Annotated in this window: 12 protein-coding genes, 1 tRNA gene and 1 pseudogene; 10 read left to right on the top strand and 4 right to left on the bottom strand. The window is 37.6% G+C overall.

Annotated elements, in window-relative coordinates; translation table 11 throughout:
* The first annotated feature begins 201 nt into the window (after window positions 1-201).
* The 7 genes from SOI76_RS13110 (at window position 202) to SOI76_RS13080 (ending at window position 7,622) form a co-directional block, all read left to right on the top strand.
* Window positions 202-543 (top strand): hypothetical protein, encoded by a 342-nt coding sequence (locus SOI76_RS13110; RefSeq protein ID WP_228149114.1) that lies wholly within the window; start codon window positions 202-204, stop codon window positions 541-543.
* 128 nt (window positions 544-671) lie between these two features.
* Window positions 672-2,702: an NADPH-dependent 2,4-dienoyl-CoA reductase gene (locus SOI76_RS13105; protein WP_104079377.1), complete on the top strand. Its 2,031-nt coding sequence runs from the start codon at window positions 672-674 to the stop codon at window positions 2,700-2,702.
* A gap of 85 nt (window positions 2,703-2,787) precedes the next feature.
* Window positions 2,788-2,877, top strand: a tRNA-Ser gene (locus tag SOI76_RS13100).
* Window positions 2,878-3,320: 443 nt separating this feature from the next.
* Complete coding sequence (plpA, locus tag SOI76_RS13095) at window positions 3,321-4,199, top strand: MetQ/NlpA family ABC transporter substrate-binding protein (protein WP_033847952.1); 879 nt, start codon at window positions 3,321-3,323, stop codon at window positions 4,197-4,199.
* A gap of 190 nt (window positions 4,200-4,389) precedes the next feature.
* Complete coding sequence (locus SOI76_RS13090) at window positions 4,390-5,328, top strand: bifunctional helix-turn-helix transcriptional regulator/GNAT family N-acetyltransferase (protein ID WP_104079378.1); 939 nt, start codon at window positions 4,390-4,392, stop codon at window positions 5,326-5,328.
* A 415-nt stretch (window positions 5,329-5,743) separates the two neighbouring features.
* Entirely contained in the window at window positions 5,744-6,484 is a 741-nt protein-coding gene (locus SOI76_RS13085) for a hypothetical protein (RefSeq protein WP_104079474.1), read from the top strand.
* 586 nt (window positions 6,485-7,070) lie between these two features.
* Window positions 7,071-7,622, top strand: a complete 552-nt coding sequence (locus SOI76_RS13080) for a TetR/AcrR family transcriptional regulator (RefSeq protein WP_205668395.1) — start codon at window positions 7,071-7,073, stop codon at window positions 7,620-7,622.
* 131 nt (window positions 7,623-7,753) lie between these two features.
* Here SOI76_RS13080 and SOI76_RS13075 read toward each other — a convergent pair whose 3' ends face one another.
* Window positions 7,754-8,224 (bottom strand): hypothetical protein, encoded by a 471-nt coding sequence (locus tag SOI76_RS13075; protein WP_000735016.1) that lies wholly within the window; start codon window positions 8,222-8,224, stop codon window positions 7,754-7,756.
* A gap of 299 nt (window positions 8,225-8,523) precedes the next feature.
* On the opposite strand from SOI76_RS13075, the gene SOI76_RS13070 reads away from it, so the two are divergent.
* The 3 genes and pseudogenes from SOI76_RS13070 to SOI76_RS13060 all read left to right on the top strand — a co-directional run bounded on the left by SOI76_RS13070 (window position 8,524) and on the right by SOI76_RS13060 (window position 10,258).
* Window positions 8,524-9,195 carry a CsgG/HfaB family protein gene (locus SOI76_RS13070; RefSeq protein WP_104079380.1) on the top strand — a complete coding sequence of 224 codons (672 nt, stop codon included), beginning with the start codon at window positions 8,524-8,526 and terminating at the stop codon, window positions 9,193-9,195.
* 17 nt (window positions 9,196-9,212) lie between these two features.
* Window positions 9,213-9,581, top strand: a pseudogene (locus SOI76_RS13065) (DUF4810 domain-containing protein).
* On the top strand, window positions 9,578-10,258 hold the full coding sequence (locus SOI76_RS13060) for a DUF799 domain-containing protein (protein ID WP_104079381.1): 681 nt from the start codon (window positions 9,578-9,580) through the stop codon (window positions 10,256-10,258). Before SOI76_RS13065 ends, SOI76_RS13060 begins: the two are co-directional and overlap by 4 nt.
* 157 nt (window positions 10,259-10,415) lie before the next feature.
* Here SOI76_RS13060 and SOI76_RS13055 read toward each other — a convergent pair whose 3' ends face one another.
* The 3 genes from SOI76_RS13055 to puuB all read right to left on the bottom strand — a co-directional run bounded on the left by SOI76_RS13055 (window position 10,416) and on the right by puuB (window position 14,090).
* A complete protein-coding gene (locus SOI76_RS13055; protein ID WP_002120526.1) occupies window positions 10,416-10,775 on the bottom strand; it encodes a hypothetical protein in 360 nt (119 codons plus the stop codon).
* 364 nt (window positions 10,776-11,139) lie between these two features.
* Window positions 11,140-12,498 (bottom strand): amino acid permease, encoded by a 1,359-nt coding sequence (locus tag SOI76_RS13050; protein ID WP_104079382.1) that lies wholly within the window; start codon window positions 12,496-12,498, stop codon window positions 11,140-11,142.
* Window positions 12,499-12,644: 146 nt separating this feature from the next.
* A complete protein-coding gene (puuB, locus tag SOI76_RS13045) occupies window positions 12,645-14,090 on the bottom strand; it encodes an NAD(P)/FAD-dependent oxidoreductase (protein ID WP_104079383.1) in 1,446 nt (481 codons plus the stop codon).
* Between the last annotated feature and the right edge of the window lie 10 nt (window positions 14,091-14,100).

The following is a 14,100-nucleotide window of genomic DNA, read 5'->3' as shown; positions in this document are numbered from 1 at the left end:
CGGTCTTGAGAATTCTGAATGGCGGCTATTGTAGCACTATTCATGGTGCTTTTTTTCGCAAAAAAAGCATTAATTCACTAGTTCTGATTTGAAGTTTTAATTTGATAAAAAATATAAGGCTATTTATAGAATAAGAAGAGTTAAATGAAGTATGGTTGTCCAAATAAGAAAAGACTTTTAATAACTTAAAAAGAAAACAGGATGAATATGAAGAAAAATATTGGCTTATCACGTGCACACTATGTTGTGGCTGCGATCACGGTACTCGACGCGATTTATATGATTTACCATTACATGGCATTAAATGACCCTATTCCTACATATTTACTTGGTGGAATTATTGGAAAAGGGGTAGTTATTGGACTCCATATATACGCTGCTAAAAGAGTTTTAGATGGCACAAAAAATTCTAGATATATTTCTCTTTTTCTAACGATATTTTTACTTTTTGCATTTCCTATTGGAACCATTCTTGGCGTGATTATGCTGTTTTTATTATATAAATGGGAGAAAGAGTTAGATTTCATTAGCGTCATTAAATAAAAGCAATAGGAGCTGTTTTACTGGATTGACCATAAGCTCCGATAAATTTCTTTGCATGGTCATCCAAAATTATCAGAAAAGTATTAAAGTACTATGCAACAAGTTGCAAAAAATTATTGGGACGCAGCATGACAAGTTACGCCAATTTATTAAAACCATTACATTTAGGCTTTACCACCATTAAAAACCGTGTGGTGATGGGATCCATGCATACGGGGCTTGAAGACCGTTTTTACAATTACCCAAAACTGGCAGCTTATTTTGAAGAGCGTGCAAAAGGTGGGGTTGGCCTGATTGTGACTGGGGGGATTTCTCCAAACCGTCAAGGTTGGCTACTACCCATGGGTGGAACCATGAATGGTTTAACCGATATTCCACAGCACCGTCTGGTTACACATGCTGTGCATAAGCACGGTTCAAAAATTTTAATGCAAATTTTGCATGCTGGCCGTTATGGTTATCAACCTTTTGCAGTGTCTTCTAGTCCGATCAAATCGCCAATTTCACCATTTAAACCGCGTCAGCTTTCTGAAAAAAATATTTTAAGTACGATTGATGACTATGCACATTGTGCTGACATTGCCAAAAAAGCGGGCTATGACGGCGTTGAAATTATGGGCTCGGAAGGTTATCTGATTAACCAGTTTTTAAGCAGCCATGTGAACCAGCGTACTGACCGTTGGGGCGGTGATATTGAAAACCGTATGCGCTTTCCGGTCGAAGTCGTAAAGGCGATTCGTGCAAAAGTTGGTGAAAAATTTATTATCTGTTTCCGCTTGTCGTTGCTCGATTTAGTTCATGACGGTAACACCATGCAAGAGGTGGTGACTGTAGCCAAAGCTTTAGAAAAAGCAGGGGTGACTTTATTAAATACCGGCATTGGCTGGCATGAAGCTCGTGTTCCGACCATTGTAACGTCAGTGCCTCGAGCAGCTTTTGTCGATTACACGGCTCATGTAAAACAACATATTTCTATTCCGATTATTGCGTCAAACCGAATTAACATGCCTGAAACTGCCGAAGAAATTTTGGCAAGTGGCAAAGCAGATATGGTTCAAATGGCGCGTCCATTATTAGCCGATGCATTTTGGGTAAATAAAACTGCGACTAACCGTGTTGATGAAATTAATACCTGTATTGCGTGTAACCAAGCCTGTTTAGACCACGCCTTTAAAAATAAGCGTGTGTCTTGTTTGGTTAACCCACGTGCAGGCCATGAAACTGAACTGGTCTATTTAAAGACTAAACAGCCTAAGCGAATTGCAGTTGTGGGCGGTGGAGTAGCGGGTATGTCGGCGGCAACTGTTGCGGCAAGCCGTGGCCATGCAGTGACGCTATTTGAAGCAACTTCAGATGTAGGTGGTCAATTTAACTTTGCAAAGGTGGTGCCGGGTAAAGAGGAATTCCACGAAACGATTCGCTACTTTAAAGTACAACTTCAAAAAACTGGCGTAGATGTTCGTTTAAATACTCGTGTTAATCGTGAACAACTTGAACGTGAAGGTTTTGATGAGGTGATTGTGGCGACTGGAGTCGTGCCGCGTGCATTAAAGATTGAAGGAAGTAATTCACCTCAAGTTCTTTCTTATGCTCAAGTTTTACAGGGTGCTGAAGTTGGACGAAAAGTTGCAGTGATTGGCGCGGGCGGTATTGGGTTTGATGTATCTGAATTTTTGCTTAAACCCCCACATCAACCACAGCCTCAACCTTTAGCCGAGTGGCAACGTGAATGGGGTGTTGACCCAGATCCAAACTACATTTCTGAAGGGGGAATGCAGCCGCCAGTTGTTGAGCCGGCAATCCGTGAAATTTATTTATTGCAACGTAAAACAACACCACTTGGTATTGGTCTTGGCAAAACTTCGGGTTGGGTCCATCGTGCACAGCTTAAAAAGCATGGTGTGCGTATGCTACGTGGTGTGCAATATAAAGCAGTTACCGAAGAAGGGCTTTGGATTGAGCACAATGGTCAAGACCAGCTTTTACGTGTAGACACGGTAGTGGTGTGTGCAGGGCAAGAGTCGGTAAAAAACTTAATGCCAAAAGAAGGTGAGTCGACGATCGCGAACTACCATATTATTGGTGGTGCAAAGCTCGCAGCAGAGCTAGATGCCAAGCGTGCGATCAAAGAAGGAGCAGAATTGGCTGCCCAACTGTAAAATTGATGAAACAATATGCACTTGAACACAAAGCGGTGATTTTTTTCTTGAATAAAATGAATAAGCTTTGTATTCTTACGCACATGGAAGCGTGGCAGAGCGGTTTAATGCACCGGTCTTGAAAACCGACGAGGGTGTGAGTCCTCCGTGAGTTCGAATCTCACCGCTTCCGCCAAATTCGAAAAGCCCCTGTGAAAGTAGGGGCTTTTTTTTATGCTTAAAATAAAAACTACAACTCTATTTAGCTTAAATATTGCTAATAAATGCCGAAAATTTCATATAAATCAATTGAGTATAAATTTTAATCAAAAATACTATCTTTATATAATATATTTTATGTTTTCAATATCTTAGTTATAAGAGGTCTATATATTAGAATCGTACAAGTTATTTGTAGAATATTCATTTATTGATATATGATGAGCCAATATTTAGAAACTGTTTCAAAACATAATTCTATTGTTCAGCGAGCAAGTTCAAGGAAGGAATGATGCTGAATTCAGTTTTCTAAACCCGATATCTGGAAATTATTTCCGCCCCAAAATTGTATTTTGACCCATTGGTTGGCAATGCCTGACTCTTTTATAAGATAGGCGTTTCCTATTTTAGGATGTATCTATGAAAAAATTATTTAGTGTTCTGTTCAGCGCATCTGTTCTAACACTGACTGCATGTAATAAAGAACCTGCAAAAACTGAAAATACAGCATCAGCTAAAGACAAAACTGAGTCAGTTCGAACAATTAAACTAGTTTCTACAGGTTCAGACACTGACGTATGGAAATACGTGGCGACGCTGCCTGAAACTGCTCAAGCGGGCATTAAACTCGAAGTTACTAACCTGACTGACTACGTTGTGCTTAACACATCTGTAGCAAGTGGCGAACAAGACGTAAATGCGTTCCAGTCATTTAACTATTTGGCAGCTTATAATTCTTCAAATACAGCTAAAGTTGCTGCTGTTGCGACAACTTACCTAGAGCCAATGGGTATTTATGCAAATAAAGTTAAATCTGTTGAAGAGTTCCCACAAGGCGCGACCATCGCAATTCCAAACGATACTGCTAACGAAGCGCGTGCTTTAACATTATTACAGTCTGCTAAATTGATTAAACTAAAACCAGACTTTGACCCTGTAAAAGGGACGACCAATGACGTCGTTGAAAACCCTAAAAACTTACAATTAAAACCAATTCAAATGACTACAGCAGTTCGTGTTAAAAACGATGTAGATGCGATTGTGTTGGGTAATACATTGGCGCTTGAAGGCGGCTTAAATGTAATGAAAGATGCGATCTTCCGGGAGCCTATTGATCAGTCTACAAAGCTTTATGTGAATTTGTTGGGTGTTGCTGAAGCGAACAAAAACGATCCGATCTATACAAAACTTGGTGAACTTTACCACTTACCTAAAGTTCAAAAGTTTGTGAGCGAAAAATTTGGTGGCACAAAAGTTGAAGTGAACAAACCTGTTTCTGAATTTGCAGACATCAAATAAGTAATTTTTTAATTTAAAATTATTTTTAAAGCTAAGCCTCGGTAATAGGGGCTTAGCTTTTTTTATTTGGAAGGTCTTATTTGTACTAACTCATAATTAAAGTCCTTATCTACTTTATCGATAGTAATAAATAATTGACTCATATCTCCAAATATAGTTGTATGATACAACTATATTTGGAGGTGTTTGTATGATAGATAGTAAATTAATTGAAGAAATTCGTAGATCTTCACGAATCATGGTTCGTGAGCTGGGATTTATGAATGCTACTCTGGCTGCTACAGACTATTCACCTTCAGCGGTTCATACACTATTAGAGATTGAAAATTATGGCTCTATGACGGCTATCCAATTAGCACAAATCTTGGGCTTGGAAAAATCTAGTGTAAGTAGAATGCTAAGTAAATTAATAGAAGCTGACGAAATTAAAGAAGTACAAGCAATAAATGATGGAAGATCTAAATCGCTACAACTTACTGATAAAGGACGTAATACGGTTAAAAAAATAAATGCATATGGTGAAATGAGGGTAATTCGCGCTATAGAAAATTCAGAACCATTTGAACAGAAACAAATTGCTCAAGGTCTTACATCTTATGCAAAAGCTTTAGTTGCTTGTAGAACCAACCCAATTGTTGAGGTAAGTAAAAATATTGAAATAGTATCTGGATATCGTGCTGGAATGATTGGTCGCATCGCAGAAATGCATGGAAGATATTATGCAAAAAACTATGGGTTTGGATATTTCTTTGAAGGTAAAGTTGCATCCGGCCTTGCTGAGTTTTCGGAACGACTACATGATGAAAATAATAACATTTGGCTTGCTATACATAATGATCAGATTATTGGATCTGTAGCCATAGATGGTCAAGATTTAGGAAATAATGAAGCTCATTTACGTTGGTTTATTCTTGAGGATGGATATCAAGGTAGTGGTATCGGGAAAAAATTATTAGCAGAAGCTATAGATTTTTGTGATCAAAAAGGATTCTCTGCTGTGCAATTATGGACATTTAGTGGTCTTGACGCAGCTCGTAAACTTTATGAGTCGTTTGGTTTTAAACTGACGAAAGAATGGGAAGGAAATCAATGGGGGAAAACAATGCTTGAGCAGCAATTTACCCGATAGATACTTTTAAAGTTGTCTAAAATTAGTACACAGGATTTTCAGTAAAATATTTATATTGATCTAAGCTTAAATAGTCTACCTTAGGATGGCTGTTTAATTTATTTTCCAAAGCTAAGCCTCGGTAATCGGGGCTTAGCTTTTTTATTTAGATTAGCGTTATTTGGCTAGTTTAATTTTTATACTTCATAGCAGGCCAATCATATTAAATTGAGAAAAGGCATATATTTTTAAAAAATCATAAGTAAAAATGGAAGCAACTATTCCTATTTTGTAATGTAAGCACTAAATAGCAATGCCTATTTTTTTATATACATATATATAATTTTCTTAGCGGCCCGCCTTAGAAAAATATGAAGTTAAAGATTTAAAAATTATGATACCAGTACAGCCATTCTCTTTTTTCGCAATTTTTCTGTTGTTTATTACTCCATTAATTGGTGCTGTTCTAACAATAGGCTTGTTGGTGAAAGTAATACTCTTTTGGCGAAATAAGGCGCAAAAGCCTGTAAGGTTTTTTTCTAAAAAGACATTATTCATTACGGTATTGGCATTGATATGTGACCTGTGGGCAGGTTATTTATTTTATATGATTGCATCGGTAGGGTATGATTTTGCGCTTAAAGAGCATTATAAAGAAAGTCGCAGTCATTTCGTTTTATCTCAAGATGCCCAATATGGTGAACTGTTGATTCCCAAAGGGAGCTTAATCAGTCGTTATGATGCTTTTGATAATGGTGAGCCACAATTACCCCTGAGTTTACGGGGATTACAAGCTGTACGTTTCCCTCATCCTGTACAAGTCGCAGGAATGTGGGTAACTGCGATGGAGCCTCCTCGAATGGAGCTGGCGTGGGATCAGCAAATAGGTCCAGTTATGCGCTTTGATCCTAAGGAGGAAAATGGTTACGGTAAATGGGTTTACGACACAAAGCGTCCTACCATCGCCTGTTCTCGTGGGGACATTGTGTTACATGAAATTCCAGTAATTGATCACGATATTGCAAAAGAATTTGGTAAACCTGAACCCGATGGACCTAATGCGCGTTTTCGCCCGAGTGAGTGGGGCGTGCAAGAATGTGAAAAAGGTCAGGGGCCAATTAAAGTTAGCCCAGCATATACTGGGACTAAGCCCAAAAAACCTTGGTTTCGACTTTAATGATTTCTTTTTATAAACCCCACTTTAACAATAACTCACTCATTATTTATCCTTACTTTTTAATGATCTAATTTAAAACAAATGTCATTTTGTGTGCTTGACTGTAAAAGGGTAGAGCACTATTCTTTGCCTGCTGGCCCCATTGCCAGCCGGCTTTGACAGGCTGATTCAAACGAACACTAAAGGTTTTATACTTTTAGTGTGTGCACCCTCGTGCCCCCTCTGCGGCGGAACGGGAGGGGGACACCTGTGGGTGTGCTGGCCTCGTTTGACCAGTCTGTCAACCTTCTTCCGTTCTGCCACCATAATTTTAATGACTTGGCAGAACTCCCAATAAAAAGGAGTTGGCTTTGCACATCCATTATTTCTTGGCAGTCTTTGCCAAAGTCTGTATCGACACGACTTAAATTTATAAGCTGCTTGATAGCGATTAGCGCTTTCAGGCTTTAATTCGTCGCGACCAAAAAATTAATTAACAATAAAACTTGAGATGTGCAAAACACAGTCTTTATGGCTTTGCTATGCCTTTTTTTCTCCCAAAAAAGTATCTCATTTAGAAACAACAAGAATTTATAACGGTAAAACTATGCCAAATTTAGAAACCTCTTCCAAAAAATTACACGTTATTCGTACGGCTATAAACTTATTTACTACCTATGGATTTCACACCACTGGTGTAGATCTGATTGTTAAAAAATCCGGAATTCAAAAAGCGACGTTTTATAACTACTTTCACTCGAAAGAACGCCTTGTTGAAATATGCTTAATCCTTCAAAAAAGCCGACTCAAAGAAGAAGTACTGGTAATTGTCTATTCACACCGCTACCCAACCGCAGCCGATAAACTCAAAGAAATTGTCCGTTTACATGTTGATGTAAATAGCTTTTACCATCTTTTGTTTAAAGCTATTTTTGAATTAAAACTGCTTTACCCAAGGGCTTACCGCATGGCGATTGAATATAGAAAATGGCTACTTAAAGAACTTTTTGACCTAATTTTTAGTTTGGAAACTCGTGCCTTAAAACCTGATGCCGATATGGTTTTAAATCTAATAGATGGTTTGATGTTTGGGTTTTTAAGTACCAATAGTTTGAGTGAGAGGGATGAGGTGTTGGAGCGGTTTTTTAAAATAACTTGATGAATAGTGCTTTGGAACAAGATGCTTTTGAAAAGGTAGTTCAAAAGCATCTTGCTCACTTAGTTTATATGGGTCTGATATTTTAAGTTAAACAGGAATATTGGCTCTTATTTTCAGAGTTTAATTTTGACTTATTGAGACTCATCTAAATCACGTTCGCGGCAGGATAATTCATAGTAATTACCTTTTGGCAGAGAACTAATTTTAAACCCATAGTAAGTGCTATCGGTTTCTATCGGAGCGATATTACATTGATTCTTTTTTGCAAATTTTTCAATTAATTTTAAATTGGTGGTTTGCTTAAATACAGCTCCCCAACCTTCACTCACACAACAGCCCACATATTCAGACATATATTCATCTGAAATAAGCACAACGTTTTGTCCCATAAATTCATAAGGTTTTTTGAGTTTGTATATATCGTTATAGTCTGCTCTTGAAATATTAGGTTTTTTGGCTAGGAAACCTTTTTGTTTAAGAATTTGAAACTTTAAAAAATCTTCAGGACCAGTACCAAGTCCCCGATAAATCGAGCTATTGTCCTCTGCAAAACTATATGAGCTGAAAATGCTAACTAAGCTTAAAAGTAATAATTTTTTCATTTGTAATTTCAGAAGTTGTATTAGGGCATAATTGTTTCATATCTTCTTTAAAGCGTAAAGTAAGTAGCTGATTTTTATATCATAGATAGATTTTTCTATACCACGGCAAACCATAATTAATTTACTAATAATAGGTTTCATATAATTAATTATCTATAGAATAAATTTTTTGCTTCTTTAAAAATTATTTAAACGAATTAAGTAAATTTTTTATTAGAGTCCTAATTTATTCGCTTATTTGATAGTCTTTTTGTATATAATATGTATTCTTTGTATTTATTTATCTTTATAGAGTAAACATGAAAAAAATATTAATCATTACTACTTTGAGTTCTTTCGGTTTAATTGCTTGTTCAGCTACTGAAACTTCAAGAACGATACAAAGCCCGCAAGTAACTGTAGCTACATCACAAATTAAATATACGGGAGTAAAGGCTCCTGTTTCTATTGGTAAGTTTGATAACCGCTCTAGTTATATGAGAGGCGTTTTCTCTGACAATGTAGACCGTCTAGGCGGACAGGCAAAAACTATTCTTGAGACACATTTACAGCAAACTGGTTATTTTACAGTTTTAAATCGAGACAATTTATCTGAGATTAAACAAGAAGTTGGGTATAGCAATACGAGCCAATCTATTAAAGGTGCTCGTTATGTCATCACAGGTGACGTATCTGAGTTTGGTCGCAAAGAAGTAGGTGATCAGCAATTATTTGGTATTTTAGGTCGCGGTAAACAGCAAGTTGCTTATGCAAAAGTTAATCTAAATGTCGTTGATGTAAAAACATCTGAAGTCGTGCATTCCGTACAAGGTGCGGGTGAATATGCCTTAGGTGCTCGTGAAGTATTAGGTTTTGGCTCTACAGCTTCTTATGATTCGACTTTAAATGGCAAAGTACTTGATTTAGCTGTTCGTGAAGCAGTTAATAATCTTGTAACAGATATTCAAAATAACCGTTGGTCAATTCAATAATTTTGGATATGTGTTAAATGAAAAAAATTCTTTTAAGCAGTTTTCTTGCTATGGGATTGGTTGGGTGTGCCGCTGGTCCTCAACCTTTATATAATTGGGGAACTTATACTCATCAAACCTATTTGATGTATAACTCACCTGAGAAAGCGACACCAAGTACGCAAATCACAAAATTAGAAGCTGAAATTGAGAAAACTAAAGGCAAGGGCTTAGCCGTTCCGCCAGGTTTATATGCGCATTTAGGATTGTTGTATTTGTAAGAAAATAATTCTCAAAAAGCAATTGAGTATTTCCAGCTTGAACGACAAGTATATCCAGAATCTACAGTTTTAATGGATCGCTTATTGCAAAAAATGAATGCGAATGGTGGGAATGCAAAATCATGATGAAGAAATTTCTAATTGCTGGTTTGGTTATCTCTAGCCTTGCATTTACTGGATGTGCTGTTACTCCACAACCTAATAAAGATATTACAGCTTATAAAGCTCATATGCCAAAATCGATTTTGGTATTGCCTCCAGTCAATGATTCGCCTGATGTAAAAGCGACTTATAGTTATTGGCCTACTGTGGTGGCACCTGTGGCAGAAGCGGGTTATTACGTTTTCCCAATCTCTGTCGTAGACAATATGTTTAAAGAGAATGGGGTTACTAATGGCAGTGATGCTCAGTCTATTGCACCCCAGAAATTACAAGAGATTTTTGGTGCAGACGCAGCTTTATATATTCGAATTAAAGAATATGGTTCTAAATACCAAGTGATTCAGAGTGTCGCGACAGTAAGTGCTGATGCAAAGCTTGTTGATTTAAAAACTGGAGATGTGATTTGGACAGGTGAGAAAAAACTTGTTCAAGCAAGTAATGATGGTAATGCGGGTTTAATCGGAATGGTCGTCGGTGCTTTAGTTGAACAGATTGCTGGCAGCTTTACTGATCGGGCTTATCCATTAGCGAGTATGGTAAATACTCAACTTTTTACCCCGACGACTTATAATCCGGGTATGGGGTTGTTATATGGTCCACGTTCACCAAAATATCAACAAGATGGAGTAGCAGCTAAGTAAATTAAAGTCTTAACTAAAGTTTTACTTTATTAAAAATAGGCTGCTATCTAGATTAATTATATGAAATGCTAGATAAAAATTTATTATTCCAGATGGTTTATAAATTTTTTGATTAGGTAGGAGAGCTAGAGCAACTAGTTCTCCTATTTAATTTAAATTACTTCTTTTGCTTAAAACGGTATTTACATTTTAGACAGCGATAATCTTGAAAAATATTCTTGTCGATTATTACGCCCGCTTTTTTACCAAAAATGTTACCAACTACACCGCCAGTAATTCCTGCACTAATGGCACCAACAAAAGTCCCTACAGTTCCGCCAACAATTACACCTAAAGGACCAGCAACAGTACCAATAGCTGCTCCAACAGTAGCACCAGTCGCAGCGCCACCTACAGTGCCTGCCGTTGTACCGGCAGCTGTGAGTAAAACACCGCCAGTTGTTCTAAGTAATTTGTCATGGTCACGTGCTTCAATTTCTGTAGAACCACACTTAGGACATTGCAGAGCTTTTTCCATAAAATTTCCTGTCTTTCATCATTGAGTGACACAGTTGACGGCTAAATCAGTGCAGTGGGTAAAGAACCTGTCTTACGATGGAGTATCTTTTGCCTGTTGAGTGATTGCAACGATAACTGGTCTGCTTTGATTTTAGCTGAACATTGACACAAATATTTATAGATCATGTAAACACTTGTACTTTAATAATTATCTCATTAAATACCAATGTTTAGAATGACTAAGGCTTACATATCCATGTGTCTAGTAGAGAACAATTTAATAATGATGAATAGAATGTGAATGGTTTTTCTAAAGTTACTTAGAGTGACAAGCTGATAAATGATAAAAGGCCTATTCTGTTTGAATAAGCCTTTTTTGAATATTAGAGTGCTTTTTTCCAACTCAGAAATTTATATAATCCAAACATGAATGTAATCCAGATTGGAATTAAAATCACCGATTTTTCAAAGCCTTGAGTCCACATGATATATAAAATCATGCCAATAAAAATCAAAACAATATAGTTACTTAAAGGTGAAAATAATGCAGGGAACTTGGCAACTTTATTTTCAAGTTTCATAGCGCGTTTAAACTTTAAATGCGTAAAGCTAATAATTGCCCAGTTTAAAACCAGCGCAGCCACAGCCATGTACATGAGATAGCTTAAAGCTTCTTCTGGAATAAAGTAGTTCAGCAATACACAACCGAAAATCAGAATAGAAGAAAAGATAACAGCAGGTGTTGGAACCCCTTGTTTGCTGACTTTTGTAAAAAATTTGGATGCGTGGCCTTGTACTGCGAGTCCATATAACATGCGACTGTTTGCATACATACCGCTGTTATAAACAGACAGTGCAGCCGTCAAAATAATAAAGTTAAGCAAATGCGCTGCCCAGCCAATCCCAAGCTGGCTAAAAATCATCACAAATGGACTTTTATCTAAACCACCGAGGTCAAGCTGATTCCATGGAATGAGCGACATAATAATAGCAAGCGAAGCCACATAGAAAACCAAGATTCGAAATATGACTTGGTTAATAGCTTGTGGAATGCTTTTTTCAGGATTTTCGGCTTCAGCAGCAGTCATCCCAATCAGTTCAATACCGCCAAAGGCAAACATTAAAAAGGCGAGCATATAAAATAGGCCCGAGAACCCATGCGGGAAAAATCCGCCATGTTGCCATAAATTTGCAAAGCTAGCGATAGAGTCACTACCTGCGGTGAGCAATAAATATAAGCCAAACACGATCATGGCAATGACTGCTGCAACTTTAATAATGGCTAACCAAAACTCAGATTCACCATAAAATTTAACGTTGCCTAAGTTCAAACAGGTGACCAAAACAAAGAAAAATAAGGCTGATATCCAAGCAGGAATATGGGGCCACCAGTAATGCACATATTTAGCAACTGCTGTTAATTCGGTCATTGCGACCAGAATATAAACCACCCAATAGTTCCAGCCCGATAAAAAACCGGGGAATTTCCCCCAATATTTTTGTGCAAAGTAACTAAAGGAACCAACCACAGGTTCTTCTACGATCATTTCACCCATTTGGCGCATAATTAAAAATGCGACCAAACCGACAATGGCATAACCTAAAATAATAGAAGGACCAGCAGACTGGATGACTTGTGCAGAGCCTAAAAATAAACCTGTCCCGACAGCACCACCCATGGCAATTAACTGGATATGGCGATTTTTAAGTCCGCGTTTTAATTGGGAAGATGGATTGCTCAAAATATATGCGCTGAATAAAAAAGCTGGTGCTATTGTAATAGATTGGTTAGGGATAACCTAGTTTGAAAAGGATTTTACTCAGCTAAATAAAAAGGATCCGTACAAAGCTATACGAATCCTTTTTTGAAAATTGGTTATTTTATAAATTAGAACGATACCATTTTGCCCGGATTAATCATTGCGCCAATGCCATACATGCTTTTAGCGAGTGGAATAACAAGGGGTGCAAGGGTACGACCAAAGATAATATTTTGATGATCAATTTTAGATAACATTTCAAAGTCGTTAGATTGCCCAACAAAGTCATTTGCAATGGCTTTACCAATGCGTACCGTCTGGGCAACGCCGTGACCACTCCAGCCATGAACAGCATAAATTGGGAATTTATTGCCAAATTTACGGCTATCGACTGCACCATTTACGGTTAAATCAGTGGTGCCACTCCAGACAAAATCCATCTCTAGATTTTTAATTTGAGGGAAAACTGTATGAATTCGATGCTCTAGATAATTTAAAGTTTTTTCTGGCCCCCAGCATGTTCCTGTGCCTTGGCCACCAAACAATAAGCGGTTGTTAAACACGGGACGGTAGTAATCAATTTGGAACTGTGTGTCATAAACTGGATGCCCAAACGGTAAAATCTCTTTCGTATCAAACTCGAGCGGGGCTGTTGTTGCAACATAAGTATAGAACGGAATAGTAGTATTGTTTTGCTCTGATAAAAGTTTAAAAGAAGCATGGTGTACGGCTAACACCACAGACTTTTTAGCTTTCACGACAGCATTTGCAGTTTGAACATAAATACCATCTGCTTTTTCTTCTATTGAAAGAACTTCTGTTTGTTCATAAACAGTACCGCCATTTTGGCAAAAGCCATAAATTAAGCCACGGTTTAAAGCTAAAGGATGAATTTGTCCCCCTAACTCATCAATTAAACCACCTGTGTAATAATCAGACTTAATAAAGTCCATGAGTTCGTGTTTACCTACAATGCGCGTATGGTCTTCACCTAAGTATTTTCGTGCATCGGCGCCTTGTGTTAAACCAACTAAATGTCCTTCATGAACAGCGGCAGTAATGTGGCCGTATTTGCGGTCAAAGTTGAGTTGGTATTTTTCCGAGATATCATCAATAAGTTGCATGGCTTCTGTAGAGGTAAAATGCCAGAGTTTTTTGGCATCTTCATAACTCAAGCGATCGGCCATTTCTTGAGCTTCCCAGCGAGCTAAACCAGGGGTGAGTTGTCCCCCATTGCGTCCAGAAGCTGCGCTACCTACACGGTTTTTTTCTAATAAAACAGTCTCTACACCTTGTTCAGCTAAATGTAAGGCCGTAGATGAACCCAATAAACCACCGCCAATAACCACCACATCGCATTCAATATCAGCTTTTAAGCTTTCAAAGGTATGCCAATCAGAAAGTGAGCTTTCATAGTAGTTCGCTGGGTTATCTACCGATGTGCCTTCTATAGTGGTTGCGTCAAATTTTGCATGTTTCGGATTTAACCAGCTCCACTCTTTGCCCACTTGTAGAGATTTACTTGGTTTATATTCCACGTCTTTTAAAAGTTGAGGTTTAGAAATAATTTTCATGACAAAGTTC

Origin of the sequence: Acinetobacter pittii, assembly GCF_034064985.1 — a bacterium.
Taxonomy (GTDB): domain Bacteria; phylum Pseudomonadota; class Gammaproteobacteria; order Pseudomonadales; family Moraxellaceae; genus Acinetobacter; species Acinetobacter pittii_H.
Note: the sequence above shows the minus strand (reverse complement) of the source record. Positions and strands in the feature narration are given on the sequence as shown.

Bases quoted from the DNA above. Each gene is read 5' to 3' on its own strand.
- SOI76_RS13110 (WP_228149114.1), top strand. From the start codon at position 202: ATGAATATGAAGAAAAATATTGGCTTATCACGTGCACACTATGTTGTG.
- SOI76_RS13105 (WP_104079377.1), top strand. From the start codon at position 672: ATGACAAGTTACGCCAATTTATTAAAACCATTACATTTAGGCTTTACC.
- plpA (WP_033847952.1), top strand. From the start codon at position 3,321: ATGAAAAAATTATTTAGTGTTCTGTTCAGCGCATCTGTTCTAACACTG.
- SOI76_RS13090 (WP_104079378.1), top strand. From the start codon at position 4,390: ATGATAGATAGTAAATTAATTGAAGAAATTCGTAGATCTTCACGAATC.
- SOI76_RS13080 (WP_205668395.1), top strand. From the start codon at position 7,071: ATGCCAAATTTAGAAACCTCTTCCAAAAAATTACACGTTATTCGTACG.
- SOI76_RS13075 (WP_000735016.1), bottom strand. From the start codon at position 8,224: ATGAAAAAATTATTACTTTTAAGCTTAGTTAGCATTTTCAGCTCATAT.
- SOI76_RS13070 (WP_104079380.1), top strand. From the start codon at position 8,524: ATGAAAAAAATATTAATCATTACTACTTTGAGTTCTTTCGGTTTAATT.
- SOI76_RS13060 (WP_104079381.1), top strand. From the start codon at position 9,578: ATGATGAAGAAATTTCTAATTGCTGGTTTGGTTATCTCTAGCCTTGCA.
- SOI76_RS13055 (WP_002120526.1), bottom strand. From the start codon at position 10,775: ATGGAAAAAGCTCTGCAATGTCCTAAGTGTGGTTCTACAGAAATTGAA.
- puuB (WP_104079383.1), bottom strand. From the start codon at position 14,090: ATGAAAATTATTTCTAAACCTCAACTTTTAAAAGACGTGGAATATAAA.